We start from the raw sequence: 13,576 nt of genomic DNA, 5'->3' as shown, positions 1-13,576 counted from the left end.
CTTTTTGCTATCTGGCCTGCTGCGGCCGCGGTGCTGCTTGCAGCGGCGGCGGCCGTGGCGAGCCCGGTCCAGCCCGTGGGGGATCCTGATGACGGAAGGCGATGCAACGGCTGCCGGCCCCGCCCAGCTGGTGAGCGTGGTCCGCGCATGGCGCCACGGCGCAGTCAACCGGCTGCAGGTGGCTCTCGGCTGGCTGCAGCTGGGGCGGCCGGAGCAGGCCGCCACGGCCCTTGCCGAGTGGTGCCGCCAGCTGGAATGGGAGGGCGCCGCCCTGCGCTGCTGGCCGGTGGAGGCGGCCTCCTTCTACCTGGTCTGGCGGGCCCGCTGTGAGGAAATGGGGTTGGAGGTGGCGTGGCGGGCGCCGGTACCCGGTTCCGCCCCGGGCGCGGCGGCCGGGCGGGCCCGCGGGGGCCGGGGGCTGGGGCGGCCAGCCGCGAGCGACGCATCGTCCTCGCCGGAGTCTACCCCGCCAGGACCGGGACAGGGGAACGCCGCAGCCGCGGTGGGGCCTGCGCTGGAAGCGGCCCTGGAAGCGGCCCGGCGGGAGCCGGGCCGGCGCATCTGGCTGCAGTGGGACGGCCGGGATGGCCGGTTGCGGTGGGGCCTGGAAGGCGGCGGCCCCCCAGCCGCCACGGGGAGCCGAGGCAGCACCACGGGGTGACGTCCTTGTCCGATTTCGTCGACGAAGCGGAGATCTATGTGGAAGGCGGTACGGGCGGTAACGGGGCCGTCAGCTTCCGGCGGGAGAAGTACGTGCCCCGGGGCGGTCCCGACGGCGGTGACGGCGGCCGGGGCGGGGACGTGATCCTGGTGGTCGACCCGGCCCTGACCACCCTGGCCGACCTGCGTTACCGCCGTCACTACCGGGCGGGGCGCGGTACCCACGGGGAGGGCGGCAACCGGCACGGCCGCCGCGGGGACGACCTCCACGTGCGGGTGCCGCCGGGTACGGTGGTCCGGGACCGGGACACGGGGGACGTGCTGGCCGACCTGGCCGAGCCCGGCCAGCAGGTGGTGGTGGCCCGCGGCGGGCGCGGCGGCCGGGGCAACGCCCGCTTTGCCACCCCCCAGCGCAAGGCGCCGCGCCTGGCGGAGAAGGGAGAGCCGGGGGAGCGGCGCTGGCTCAAGCTGGAGCTGCGGTTGCTGGCCGATGTGGGGCTGGTGGGCTGGCCGAACGCCGGCAAGTCGAGCCTGCTGGCCCGGATTTCCGCCGCCCGGCCCAAGGTGGCGGCCTATCCCTTCACCACCCTGGCGCCCAACCTGGGTGTGGTGCAGCGGGGGCCCGGGCGCAGCTTCGTGGTGGCGGACATCCCCGGACTGATCGAGGGGGCCCACCAGGGCGTGGGCTTGGGACACGAGTTCCTCCGCCACATCCAGCGCACCCGGGTCCTGATTTATGTCGTCGACGCCGCGGCGACGGAAGGGCGCGATCCCCAGCAGGACCTGGCCACCTTGCAGGACGAACTGGAAGCATACGAGCCTGCCCTGCTGGACCGGCCGGGGGTGGTGGCGGCCAACAAGATGGACCTGCCCCAGGCCGCCCAGCACCTGCCCGCCCTGGAAGAGGCGGCGCGGGCGGCCGGCCTGGAGCTGGTTCCCATCTCAGCGGCCACGGGGGAGGGCGTGGACCGGCTGCTGGACCGGGTGGAAGGGCTGCTGGCCCGGGCACCCGTGCCCCAGCCCCTGGTGGCGGCCGGTCGCAAAGTGTACCGGCCGGGACCGGACCCGCGCCGGCTGGAGGTCCGCCGCGAGCCCGACGGAACCTGGATCATCACCAGCCCGCTGGTGGAGCGCTGGGTCGCCATGACGGACTTCGACAACGAGGAAGCGGTCCGCTGGCTGCTGCGGCGCCTGGAGCGCCTGGGGGCCGAACAGACCTTGCGCGCGGCGGGGGCCGAAACCGGTGACACCGTGCGGCTGGGACCCATGGAGCTGGTTCTGGGCGATGAGACGGGTTCGGTGGAAGCCGCCGGGGCCGGGGAGGGCCGGAACCCGTCGGGGCATGAGACCGGCGGCGAAGGCGACGCCCCATGAAGGATGCAGGGGAAGCGCGGCGGGTCCGAAGGAGGATTCCGGTGGCCAGAGGGCTGGAGGAGTGGCTGAAGCCGCGCCGGGACGGCCGGCCGCTGCAGCTGGGGGTGCTCGGCGGCACCTTCGATCCCATTCACATCGGGCACCTGGTAGCAGCGGAAGCAGCGCGGGTCCACTTCCGTCTGGACCGGGTGCTGTTCGTGCCGGCGGGAAGGCCGCCCCACAAGGACCCGGCCGGGGTTAGCGATGCCGAGCACCGGTACCGCATGACGGTGCTGGCCACCGCCGGCAACCCCCACTTCTACACGACCCGGCTGGAACTGGACCGGGAGGGACCTTCCTACACCATCGACACCCTGACCCAGCTGTCCGCCATGGCGGGGCCCGGCGCATCCCTTTACTTCATCGCAGGGGCGGATTCGGTGGTGACCCTGCCGTCCTGGCGAGGCGGCCTCGGGTTGCTGGATATCTGCCACCTGATCGTGGTGACGCGGCCGGGGCTGCCGGGCGCGGTGCTGCAGAACTTTCTCGACGGGTTGCCGGCGGTGCGTCGCGCCCGGGTCCATGTGCTGCCCATCCCGGAGATCGGCATCTCGTCCACGGAACTGCGCGAGCGGGTGGCCGCAGGGCAGTCCATCCGGTACCTGGTTCCGGCGGCGGTGGAGGACTACGTGGAGAAATATGGGCTTTACCGCCCCGCCGCGCCGGAGCCCGCGGCCCGGCCCGCGCCCGCCGGGGGCGGGCCGGAGCGCGGGCCGGCAGGGGGGGCCGGCCAGGGCGGGGAGCAGGCACCCCCGAGCCCGGGGGGCGATGCGGCGGTCGAAGGCCGGGCGCGGAACGCGGCCGAAGGACCCGCGGGAGGAGGCGCCGCCAGGGCGTGGCCTCCCGCCGTCGGGAACCCGGCCGCGCGGCCGGGTTCGTCCGGCGTCGCCCTGTGAGCCCGGAGGGGGAATCGGCATGCCGGGATCGCTGCCCGAAACGCCGGGACAGCTGCCGCAAGCCTTGCCCCTGGAAGAGGCGCTGCGCCGCGCCCAGTTGAAGGCCCAGGCCACCCTCAGCCCCGGCCGGTACCGGCACGTGGTGCGGGTGGTGGAGATGGCGCGCCGGCTGGCGGGACACCATGCCACCGATCCCCGGCCGGTGGAGCTGGCCGCCTGGATCCACGACCTGGCCCGGGAGCGCCCCCCCGGCGAATTGCTGCGCCTGGCCCGCCAGGCGGGGTGGGAACCCGATGCGGCGGAGCGAGCCGACCCCATCCTGCTGCACGGCCCTGTGGCGGCCTGGGAAGCGATGCGGGAGGGGCTCACCCGCGATCCCGAGGTCCTGGAAGCCGTCCGCTGGCACACCACGGCTCGCCCAGGCCTGGGCCGGACCGGTTGCCTGCTGTTCCTGGCGGACAAGTTGGAGCCCGGCCGCACGTACCCTGGTGTGGAGGACCTGCGGCGCTTGGCCTTCCGCGACCTGGACCAGGCCATGGCCGCCGTCCTGGACGACCTGATCCGCTATTGCCTGGATCGCGGCCTGTGGCTGCCCGAGGCCACGGTGGCCGCCCGCAACCGGTGGTTGCGCCGCGGGGCGGGAACCGCCGGCGGAGACGCGAAGTCTTGAGCACGGGGCACGGGAGGGCCGCGAGGACGCACGTCCCTGGCGGCGCCGGGACGGCGAACGGGACCCGGCCGGGGCGGGCGTCCAGGGGCCAGGAACGGCCCGGCGGCTCCGGTACCCGCCCCGGGCTGGTACCGGTCGACCTGGCAGCCTGGCAGGCCGGCCGCTACCATGGCAGGAGGCGGCCGCGAGCAGGAGCGCCGAACCCCTGCGCCGCGAGGGCCGTAAAGGAGCGTCTTGACGGTGAGCATGCCCTTGATTGGACCGGTGGAACAGGAACCCAAGCGCCCGCGGCGCAGGGCGGCCCGCGTGCTGGCCGTGCTGGCGGGCGTCCTGCTGGTGGCCGGCGTGACGGGCGCCTTCTGGCTGGGGTCGACCCTGTACGGGTTTTTCAGCCACGTGCAGCAGGTGCCGCAGGACGCGGACCCGGGCTCCCAGCATGCGGCCGCCGCCGACCGGCCCCTGAACATCCTGGTGCTGGGGGTCGACGCCGGCGCGGGTGCGGGAGAGCCGTCGGCACCCCAGCGGTCGGACACCATCATGGTGGTCAACGTCAACCCCACCACGGGGCGGGTCGGCTTGCTGTCGATCCCCCGCGACACGCGGGTCGCCATCCCCGGCCGGCCTCACCCGGAGAAGATCGCTCATGCCCACGCCTACGGCCAGGCCGAAGGCGGTCCCGGCGCGGGAGCGCAGCGGGTGGAGGAAACCGTCGAAGACTTCCTCGGCATCTGGATCGACTACTTTGTGGAAATCGACTTCGATGCCTTCCGGGCCCTGGTGGATGCCGTGGGCGGCGTCGAGGTCTGCATCGACAAGCCCATGCGCTACACGGCGCGCAGCCAGAACCTGCGCATCGACCTGAAGCCGGGGTGCCAGGTGCTGGACGGCGAGAAGGCGCTGCACTACGTCCGCTACCGGCAGGACGGGGACATCTTCCGGATCCAGCGGCAGCAGCAGTTCCTCCGGGCGCTGGCGGACAAGGTGCTGAGCATGCAGGGGGTCCTGAAGCTGCCCCAGCTGGCCAGCACCCTGGGCAGCCAGATCACCACCAACATGCCGGCTTCCCGCATGCTGGGCCTGGCGGCCCTGCTGCCCCGGTTCGACCTGGACCGGCTGGAGATGGGCATCCTGCCGGGCCGGCCGGGTTACGTGGACGGCCTCAGCTACTGGCTGGTGGACGAGTCGGCCGCTCGCCGCGAAGCCATGAAGATCCTGGCGGGGGTCGACGTGGAGGCCAACGCCCAGGTGCGGCTGGAAGTGCTGAACGGGAACGGCCGGCGGGGGGCCGCTGGCCAGGCCGCCGACCTGCTGCGCAGCCTGGGCTTTCGGGTGGTGACCGTGGGCAACGCCGAGCGCTTCGACTTCGCCACCACCGTGGTGGTGGTTCGTCCCGAGGATACGGCGGTGGCGGACCGCCTGCGCCAGGCCCTGGCCGGATCGGCCGTGACGGTGCGGGTGGAAACGGCCGAGGACCTGCCGGAAGGCATCGACGCGCGCATCGTGGTGGGGGAGGACTTCACCGGCACGGCCGCGGGAACGGCAACGGCCGCGGCCGGCAGGGAGGGATGAGGCGCTTGACCAGCCGGGAGAAGGCGCTGGCCATCGCCCGCGCTGCCGAGGCGAAGAAGGCGGGCAACGTGGTGGTCCTGGACATGGAAGGGATCACCCTGATTGCTGACTACTTTGTCATCTGCCACGGCCAGAACGCCATCCACGTGCGGGCCATCGCCGACGGGGTCGAAGAGGATCTGGCCGAAAAAGGGCAGGTGCCCAGCCACCGCGAAGGGTATGACGCGGCACGTTGGGTGCTGGTGGACTTCGACGACGTGGTGCTGCACGTGTTCCTGGCGGCCGAGCGGGAATATTACGCCCTGGAGCGCCTGTGGGGCGATGCGCGGCGCCTGGAACTGGAGGCGCTGCCCGAGGGGTGATGCCGGCGTTCGGCGGGCGGGCCGTAGCGTGCCGTGGCCGCGGCGCGGCTGCGGGGCGGCCCCGCGCGGTGCAGCGGCCGCATCATGGGCCCCGCCGGCGCCCCGGACCGGTCGCCGGCCACCTGCCTTGACACTGCTGCGGGACCCTCTCTATAATGGGCTACGCGGTTCGACAACCGGAAAGGCAAAGGCCGTGAACGGGAGCAGTACCCTGCAGGCGGCCTACAGAGAGCCGGTGGGGGTGCAAACCGGCGGCGCGCGGCAGGGGAACTCGCCCGGGAGCCGCACCGGCGAAGGACGGGCGGCGGGTTTCCGCCGGAGCCGGTGACGTGGCCCGCGTTAAGGGCGCGAGTGGGTCAGAGGCGTGGGGCGGTAGCTCAGTTGGGAGAGCGCGTCAATGGCATTGACGAGGTCGTGGGTTCGAGTCCCATCCGCTCCACACTGATCAAGAAGGGTGGTACCGCGGGAGCCTCCCGTCCCTTGAGGGCGGGAGGCTCCCGGCGTATTGGCCCGGGGGATCCCACGGCGCCCTGGGCCCCGCCGCGACCAGCGAGGAGCCAGGAGGAGGCTATGGCCATGGCCTTCGACGACCGGTACAACTTCCATGCTGCGGAAAAGAAATGGCGGCAGCGCTGGGCCGAGGAAGGCCTCTACCACGTGGAGGCCGACCCGTCGCGCCCCAAGTACTACTGCCTGGAGATGTACCCCTACCCGTCGGGCAAGCTCCACATGGGCCACGTGCGCAACTACTCCATCGGCGACGCCACGGCCCGGTTCTACCGCATGCGCGGGTTCAACGTCCTCTATCCCATGGGGTGGGACTCCTTCGGGCTGCCGGCCGAGAACGCGGCCATCGCCAACCAGACCCACCCCGCCCGCTGGACCTACGCCAACATCGCCGCCATGCGGGAGCAGATGCAGCGCCTCGGCCTTAGCTACGACTGGCGGCGCGAGATCGCCTGCTCCCACCCGGGGTATTACAAGTGGACCCAGTGGCTGTTCCTGCTTCTTTACAAGCGCGGCCTGGTGGAGCGGAAGAAGGCGCCGGTGAACTGGTGCCCGCGCTGCGCCACGGTGCTGGCCAACGAGCAGGTGGAGGACGGGACCTGCTGGCGCTGCGGCACGCCGGTGGAAAAGCGCGAGCTGGAACAGTGGTTTTTCAAGATTACCGCCTATGCCGACCGGCTGCTGGCCGACCTGGACCTGCTGGAGGGCTGGCCGGAGCGGGTCAAGGTGATGCAGCGCAACTGGATCGGCCGCAGCGAGGGCATGGAGCTGGACTTCCCCATCGCCGGGCGGGATGAGAAGCTCACCGTCTTCACCACCCGCCACGACACGATCTACGGGGCGACCTTCATGGTGCTGGCCCCCGATCACCCCCTCACCCTGGAGCTCGCCCGCGGGACCCCGCAGGAAGAGGCGGTGCGCGCCTTCGTGGAAAGGGTGACGCGCCTGACGGTCCGGGACCGGGCGGAGGCGGTGGACGCCAAGGAGGGGGTCTTCACCGGTGCCTATGCCATTAACCCGGCCACCGGGGAACGGATTCCCATCTGGACGGCCAACTACGTGCTGATGGACTACGGCACCGGGGCGATCCAGGCGGTGCCTGCCCACGACGAGCGGGACTTCGAGTTCGCCCGCCAGTACGGCCTGCCGGTCCGGGTGGTGATCCAGGGCGAGGGCGTGCCGGCCGATGGCGACCGGCTGGAGGAGGCGTACACCGGCCCGGGCCGGATGGTCCATTCGGGCCCCTACGACGGCATGGACAGCCGGGAAGCCTACCGGCGCATGGCCGAGGATTTCGAGCGCCGGGGCATCGGCCGGCGGACGGTGAACTACCGCCTGCGGGACTGGCTGATCTCCCGCCAGCGCTACTGGGGTGCGCCGATTCCCATCATCTACTGTGACCGCTGCGGCATCGTGCCGGTGCCGGAAGAACAGCTGCCCGTCCTCCTGCCCGACGACGTGCGCTTTGAGGTGGGCGCTTCGCCCCTGGCCACCTCCGAGTCCTTCGTGCGCACCACCTGCCCGGCCTGCGGCGGCCCGGCCCGGCGGGAGACGGACACCATGGACACCTTCGTTGACTCGTCCTGGTACTACTACCGCTACACGTCGCCCCGGGACGAGCACCAGCCCTTCGACCGGGAGAAGGTGTTCTACTGGCTGCCGGTCGACCAGTACATCGGCGGCATCGAGCACGCCGTGCTGCACCTGCTCTATTCCCGGTTCATCACCAAGGTGCTCTACGACGAGGGCCTGGTGCCCAGCCCCGAGCCCTTCCAGCGCCTTTTGACCCAGGGCATGGTGATCAAGGACGGCGCCAAGATGTCCAAGTCCAAGGGCAACGTGGTCAGCCCCGAGGACATCCTGGAGGAGTACGGGGCCGACGCCACCCGCCTGTTCATCCTCTTCGCCGCGCCGCCCGAGCGCGACCTGGAGTGGTCCGAGCACGGCATCGAGGGCGCCAGCCGGTTCGTCCACCGGGTCTGGCGGCTGGTGGCGGGGTGTGCCGGTGCGATCCGCGGCGCCGCGGGGCAGGTGGCCGCAGCCCGGGACGGGGCGGTGGCGGCACCCCGGCCGGAGGCCCCGCAGCCGCCGGCCGGAGGCCGGGAGGCGGCCACGGCAGCCGCTGGCGTGATGCCCGTGCCGGAAGGCTGGGGGCCGGAAGAACACGCCCTGTGGCGGGAGGTCCACCGCGCCATCGCCCGGGTGACCACCGACATGGCCGAGCGCATGCAGTACAACACGGCGGTGGCCGCTCTGATGGAGCTGGTCAACGCCATCTACGGCTACCGGGACCGGGTCGAACCGGCGGCGCAGCGGGCCGACCTGCTGGCCGCGGCGCTGGACCGCCTCTTGCGGATGCTGGCACCCTTTACCCCGTACCTGGCGGAAGAAGCCTGGGAACTGCTGGGCTGGCGGGAGACGCGGGGCAGCGTGCACCGGCAGCCCTGGCCCCAGTGGGATCCGTCGGTGCTGGAGGCCGGCACCGTGGAGATCGTGGTCCAGGTCAACGGCAAGGTGCGGGACCGGCTGCAGGTCCCGGCGGGCCTGGGTGAGGAAGACCTGCGCCAGCAGGCCCTGGCCAGCCCGCGGGTCCGGGAGTGGATTGACGGCAAGACCGTGGCGCGGGTGGTCACCGTGCCGGGTCGCCTGGTGAACATCGTGGTCCGGTAGGTGGGGCAATGGGGCCCCGCAGGCGCCGGGGGACGGCCCCCGGGCGAAGGCGCGGCCGGGCCACGGGCCGGCGCTCCGGGGACAGGGACGCGGTACCGGCGCCGGGGGGAAGGATGCAGGACCGGCTGCCGGCCTTGTGCGGCGGCACGGGCCCGGGGCGCCGGCACGGTGATGCAAGGTGATTCATTCCCAGGGATTCTCAGGACGCGCAAGGGATGCTTAAGGCACGGACTGTGGTTCGCGGTCGCCTGCGGTTCGCAGCCACCGGAGGACGGGTGCGGGTGCACCCGTCCTCGTTGTTCATCGGCGAGAGTGGCCGGTCCGGCGCCCGCACGCCGGTCGCCCGTTCATCCAGTATTTGACATCGTCCCCCGGTTTGGTGTAATAAATTGGTAGTTGCGGTTGCCGTCCTTGGCGCTTCGGTGCCCGAGCCGGAAGCCCGCCATCACCGCGGGCTTTGCTGCCTGTCCCCGGGGTAGGGGTGGCGAGGGGCATCCGGCCGGTTGCAGGGCCTGGCCGGATCGCGGAGGGCGGGACCCTTTATTGCGCGGGGAGGCATGGGACATGGATCCGGGGTCGTTCCACCCGCCCCATGCGACGCACCACGGCGAGCGTGCCGGCGTGGTGTTCTTCCAGCCGCCGGAGCGGGTTGCCCCTGGCGAAAGCCGCCCCCCCGGATCCGTAGCCGGTGCCCGGGTGCCAGGCCCGCGGAGGGGCCCGGGGCGAGCCCAGCCGGGCCCGCCCCCGAGGGCGGATTTCACGCCGCCACCCCGGCCTCCGGTGGTTCCCGCTCCGGCCTCCCGGAGGCGCCGGGCCGGAACGGTGGCGCCGCTGCTGGGGCTCTGTTTCCTGGCCGCCGTCTGGTCGTGGCGCGCCATGGCCGGCAGTGCGTCGGCACCGCTGCTGGTGGAGCCGGGGCCGGCTCCAGGGCCTGGCCGGCCGGAGGTCTCCGCCACCGCGCCGCCGGGGGAGCCCGAGGTAGCAGGGAGCGAGACAGGCGCTGCTTCGACGGGCAACCAGCCCGGGCCCCTACCGGCCGGGGCGACGCCAGGAACGGCGCCCGGGGATGCCCCGTCCCCACCCGGCGACCCCGCGCTCCAGGGGCCGGAGGCGGCCGGTGAGCGTCAGGCAGGGGCCGGGGAATCCGGTGACCCTGCCTCCCCCGCCGTCTGGGCCCAGCCCTACCCGGGTGCAGCCGGTGCCGCCGGCAGGCCGGTGAGGCCGGGCGCAGCGGGCGGACCCTCCGGGCCGGTCCTCACCGTGCACGTGGCCGGGGCCGTGGCCCAGCCCGGCGTGTACCTCCTCCCGGCCGGCGCCCGGGTGGTCGATGCCATCACCGCTGCCGGCGGCCCGGCGCCGGCAGCGGCGCCGCATGCTCTGAATCTGGCGGCTCCCCTGGCCGACGGCACGCGCGTCCTGGTGCCCACCCAGAAGGAGCTGGCGGCCGGAACCTTCGTTCCGGCCCGGGACGGCGTCACCGCCGCCGCTCCGGGGGCCGCGGCCGGCATCGCCACCGGCGGGGGAGCCGGCGCCGCCGGCGGGCCCCAGGGCCGGATCGACATCAACCGCGCCACGGCGGCCGAGCTGGAGGCTCTGCCGGGCATCGGGCCTGCCCTGGCCCAGCGCATTGTGGCGGACCGGGAGGTCAACGGCCCCTTCCGCCGTCCCGAGGACCTGACCCGGGTGCCGGGCATTGGGGAGAAGACCCTGGCCCAGCTGCTCCCGCACATCACCGCCGGCCCCTGATGCTCCCGGCGCCCGGTTGAAGGAGAGAGGGCAGGGTGGTCTACCGCACCGGCTGGATGCTGGCTTACGCGGCCACCGTCGGCTTGTGGGCCCTGCTGCGCTGGCCGGGCTACCAGGCCGGCCCGCCGCCGCCGGGCGCACCCGCGGCGGAGGCGGCGCTGCTCGGGCTGGGGGCCGCCCTGGTCACCATGCTGTGGAACGGGGCGGCCGGAGACGGCCGGGGCGGTCGCCGGCCGTGGCGGGTTCCGGAGCGCATGGCCGGCTCGCTGCTGGTGGCGCTGGCCGCCGGCTCCGCCTGGCTGGCGGCCGACACCTGGACCCGTGACGCCTGGCGGCCGGCCCCATGGGAAGGGGTGCGGCCGGTGGTGGTGACGGGGCGCCTGGAGGGAGCCGAGCGGCTGGCCGTGACGGCCATCGGCGACACCCCGGTGCGCACTCGGCTCCGGGTCCGCTGGCCCCGGACCATGGGTGCGGGCCCAGGCCAGGGGATCCCGCCGGGGGCGGTGGTCCAGGTGACGGGCACCCTGCGGCGGCTGCGCCCGGCTACCAATCCCGGCGGCTACGACGACCGGGCGGCCGGGCTGCGCCAGGGCTATGCCTATGAGCTCCAGGCCGACGGGCCGCCCCGGGTGCAGGTCGTGCCGGGACCCTTCAGTTGGGCCGGCCGGGGTCTGGCCCGGCTCAGGCATGCCCTGGAAGCGGGCCTGGCCCTCGCTTTGCCGCCGGGCCCCCGGGGCGTGGCCGCAGCCCTGCTCCTCGATCAGCGCCAGGGCCTTTCCGTGACGGCGCGGAACGCCCTGGCCGAAACGGGACTGATTCACGCCCTGGCCGTGTCGGGCCAGCATGTGGCCATGGCCGCGGCCCTTGCGACCTGGACGGCCGGCAGGGCCCGCTGGCTGCCGCGCCGGCGGCGGGCGGGTGCCATGGCGGTGGTGGTCCTGTATGCAGGCCTGACCGGCGGGCCGCCGTCGGTGCTGCGGGCCACCGCAACCTTTCTGCTCGCGGAGCTTGCTCGGGCCCTGGCCCGCCCGGTGAGCCCCCTCACCATTCTGGTATGGTCGGGATTTCTGCAGGCAGCCTGGCGGCCCCTGGTCCTCCTGGATCCGGGGTTCCAGCTGTCCTTCGCGGCGACGGCGGGACTGATCCTGCTGGGAAGCCCCCTGCAGCGGGCCTGGCGGCGGTGGTGGAACCGCTACCAGGCCCTCGTGGCGCCGGTGAGACCGCGACGGCCCGGAGGGGAGCACGCGGCGCCGGCAGGGCTCGCTGCGACCCGCCTGGAGCCCGCCTTTCCGGAACCGGCGCTGGGCTTCCTGGCGCCACTCCTGGCGAACCCGCGCGAATCCGTCGCGGAAAGAAGGCCCTGGCTCGGCGCCGGTCCGGTTCCACCGCGAGCGGCGCCGGGACAGCCCCAGGGTGCCCTCGTACCCCGCGGCCGGTCCCGGGCCGGCACCTCCGCCGCCGGGGTGACGGCCGGTTGCGCTGCTGCGAGCCGCTGGGCCACGCGACCCCCCGAGCCGCCCTGCCGGGAAGGAACGGCCGGCCGGGTACGGGGGGCCTTCTGGCACGTCGCCGGCTGGGCCGGCGATGCCCTGGCGGTCACCCTGGCGGCGCAGCTGGCCGTCCTGCCCGTGCAGGTTGCCCTCTTCGGCCGGGCGCCCCTGCTCGCCCTGGTGGCCAACCTAGCCGTGGTGCCCGTCTCCGCCGTGGCCCTGGTGGCGGCCGCCGCGGCGGCGGGGCTGGGCGCGACGCTCCATGCTCTCCCCTTGCCCTCCGGCTGGCAGGAACCGGCCGCCCTGCTGGCCAGGCTGGCGGGGTGGCCAGCAGCTGCCAGCCTGGCGCTCATGGTGAAGACGGCCATGGTGGCGGGGCGGGTGCCGGGTGCCGCCGGCGGGCTGGCGCCGGCGGCCGCGGGCTGCCTGGCCCTGGCCACCGCCTGGATCCTCTGGTGCCTGGGCGACGGGCGCCCGGCCTACGCCCGGCGCCGGCGTCCCCGCCCCCTGCCCCCTCTGCAGCAGCTGGCCCCGGCCGCTGCGGGGCTGGTCGCGGCGGTAGCCCTGTCCGCCTGGCTGCTCCGGCCGCCCGCCCCGGGGATATGGGTGGCCTGGTTTCTCGACGTGGGGCAGGGTGACGCCATCCTGGTGCAGTTCCCGGGGGGCCGGAGCGCCCTGGTGGACGCCGGCGGCAAAGCCCTGCAAGCCGAATCCGGGCGGTACTGGCCCGGGCCGCCGCCGGCCGTGGCCGACGCCGTCGGGGAGCAGGTTACGGTGCCGGTGGTGCGGCGGCTGCTGGGCCGGGGGCCGGACCTGCTGGTCGTCACCCACGGAGACCGGGACCACGCCGGCGGGGCAGGGGCCGTCATCGAGCAGCTGGGGACCCAGATGGTCTGGCTGGGCGGCATTCCGGGCGTGCGGCTCGACGAGGCCCTCCAGGCGGCCGCTGCCCGGCGCGGCGTGCCCCTGGTGCGGCCGGCGGCCGGATGGCGGTGGCAGCCGGCGCCCGGTTGCCGGGTCGACGTTCTGCATCCCCAGGAGCCGGGTGGCGCGGCCGGGACCGGCGCCGCGGCGGCAGATGGCGCCAGGGGAAGCGGCCGCGGCGGCGGGCCGGCCGGCAGCGAAAACGACCGGTCGCTGGTCCTGCGACTCGATTGCGGCGGACCGCGCCTGCTCCTGACCGGCGACCTGGAGCGAGCCGGCGAGGAAGAGCTCCTGCGCCGGGGAGTGGACCTGCGCGCCGAGGTGCTCAAGGTCTCCCACCACGGCTCGCGCGGGGCGACCACCGCCGCCTTCCTGGCGGCGGTAAGGCCGCGACTGGCGGTGGTTTCCGCCGGTCCGAACCCTTACGGGCTGCCCCATGTGGAGACCCTGGCCCGCCTGCAGCGTGCCGGCATCCCCGTGCTGCGGACCGACCGGCTGGGTGCGGTGTCGGTTCGGGCAGGACCGGGCCAGCGCCTGGAGGTCCGGGTCATGCTTCCCGGCGGCGGGGACTCCGAGGCCTCCCGGGCGTTCAGGGGGTCGTGAAGGGCGCGACGGTCCGGTAGGATGTCCGGTAGGATGCTGGCTGGAGGCACGCGAGGGAGGAGGTCC

9 protein-coding genes and 1 tRNA gene are annotated in these 13,576 nt (G+C 74.0%); all 10 read left to right on the top strand.

Annotated features, from left to right (window positions below; all coding sequences use genetic code 11):
* Positions 1 to 88: 88 nt before the first annotated feature.
* The 10 genes from DYI95_RS10980 (at position 89) to DYI95_RS10935 (ending at position 13,510) form a co-directional block, all read left to right on the top strand.
* The gene (locus DYI95_RS10980) at positions 89 to 661 is read left to right on the top strand and encodes a Spo0B domain-containing protein (RefSeq protein ID WP_116899759.1); all 573 of its coding nucleotides are present in this window, start codon (positions 89 to 91) and stop codon (positions 659 to 661) included.
* Positions 658 to 2,034 (top strand): GTPase ObgE, encoded by a 1,377-nt coding sequence (obgE, locus tag DYI95_RS10975; protein ID WP_116899888.1) that lies wholly within the window; start codon positions 658 to 660, stop codon positions 2,032 to 2,034. Before DYI95_RS10980 ends, obgE begins: the two co-directional genes overlap by 4 nt.
* Before the next feature lie 41 nt (positions 2,035 to 2,075).
* Positions 2,076 to 2,969, top strand: a complete 894-nt coding sequence (nadD, locus tag DYI95_RS10970; protein WP_116899760.1) for a nicotinate-nucleotide adenylyltransferase — start codon at positions 2,076 to 2,078, stop codon at positions 2,967 to 2,969.
* Between the two features lie 19 nt (positions 2,970 to 2,988).
* Positions 2,989 to 3,639, top strand: a complete 651-nt coding sequence (gene yqeK / locus DYI95_RS10965; protein WP_116899761.1) for a bis(5'-nucleosyl)-tetraphosphatase (symmetrical) YqeK — start codon at positions 2,989 to 2,991, stop codon at positions 3,637 to 3,639.
* Between the two features lie 246 nt (positions 3,640 to 3,885).
* Positions 3,886 to 5,208 carry an LCP family protein gene (locus tag DYI95_RS10960; protein WP_243149991.1) on the top strand — a complete coding sequence of 441 codons (1,323 nt, stop codon included), beginning with the start codon at positions 3,886 to 3,888 and terminating at the stop codon, positions 5,206 to 5,208.
* Between the two features lie 5 nt (positions 5,209 to 5,213).
* The gene (gene rsfS, locus DYI95_RS10955) at positions 5,214 to 5,570 is read left to right on the top strand and encodes a ribosome silencing factor (protein ID WP_116899763.1); all 357 of its coding nucleotides are present in this window, start codon (positions 5,214 to 5,216) and stop codon (positions 5,568 to 5,570) included.
* A gap of 366 nt (positions 5,571 to 5,936) precedes the next feature.
* Positions 5,937 to 6,009, top strand: a tRNA-Ala gene (locus tag DYI95_RS10950).
* 137 nt (positions 6,010 to 6,146) lie between these two features.
* On the top strand, positions 6,147 to 8,747 hold the full coding sequence (gene leuS / locus DYI95_RS10945; protein ID WP_243149765.1) for a leucine--tRNA ligase: 2,601 nt from the start codon (positions 6,147 to 6,149) through the stop codon (positions 8,745 to 8,747).
* 822 nt (positions 8,748 to 9,569) lie between these two features.
* On the top strand, positions 9,570 to 10,493 hold the full coding sequence (locus DYI95_RS10940) for a ComEA family DNA-binding protein (RefSeq protein ID WP_203530650.1): 924 nt from the start codon (positions 9,570 to 9,572) through the stop codon (positions 10,491 to 10,493).
* A gap of 35 nt (positions 10,494 to 10,528) precedes the next feature.
* Positions 10,529 to 13,510 carry a ComEC/Rec2 family competence protein gene (locus tag DYI95_RS10935; RefSeq protein ID WP_116899765.1) on the top strand — a complete coding sequence of 994 codons (2,982 nt, stop codon included), beginning with the start codon at positions 10,529 to 10,531 and terminating at the stop codon, positions 13,508 to 13,510.
* Positions 13,511 to 13,576: the final 66 nt, after the last annotated feature.

Origin of the sequence: Thermaerobacter sp. PB12/4term (assembly GCF_003403315.2) — a bacterium.
GTDB lineage: Bacteria > Bacillota > Sulfobacillia > Thermaerobacterales > Thermaerobacteraceae > Thermaerobacter.
This window is presented reverse-complemented; position numbering and strand designations above follow the sequence as displayed.

Bases quoted from the DNA above. Each gene is read 5' to 3' on its own strand.
- DYI95_RS10980 (WP_116899759.1), top strand. From the start codon at position 89: ATGACGGAAGGCGATGCAACGGCTGCCGGCCCCGCCCAGCTGGTGAGC.
- yqeK (WP_116899761.1), top strand. From the start codon at position 2,989: ATGCCGGGATCGCTGCCCGAAACGCCGGGACAGCTGCCGCAAGCCTTG.
- DYI95_RS10960 (WP_243149991.1), top strand. From the start codon at position 3,886: ATGCCCTTGATTGGACCGGTGGAACAGGAACCCAAGCGCCCGCGGCGC.
- leuS (WP_243149765.1), top strand. From the start codon at position 6,147: ATGGCCTTCGACGACCGGTACAACTTCCATGCTGCGGAAAAGAAATGG.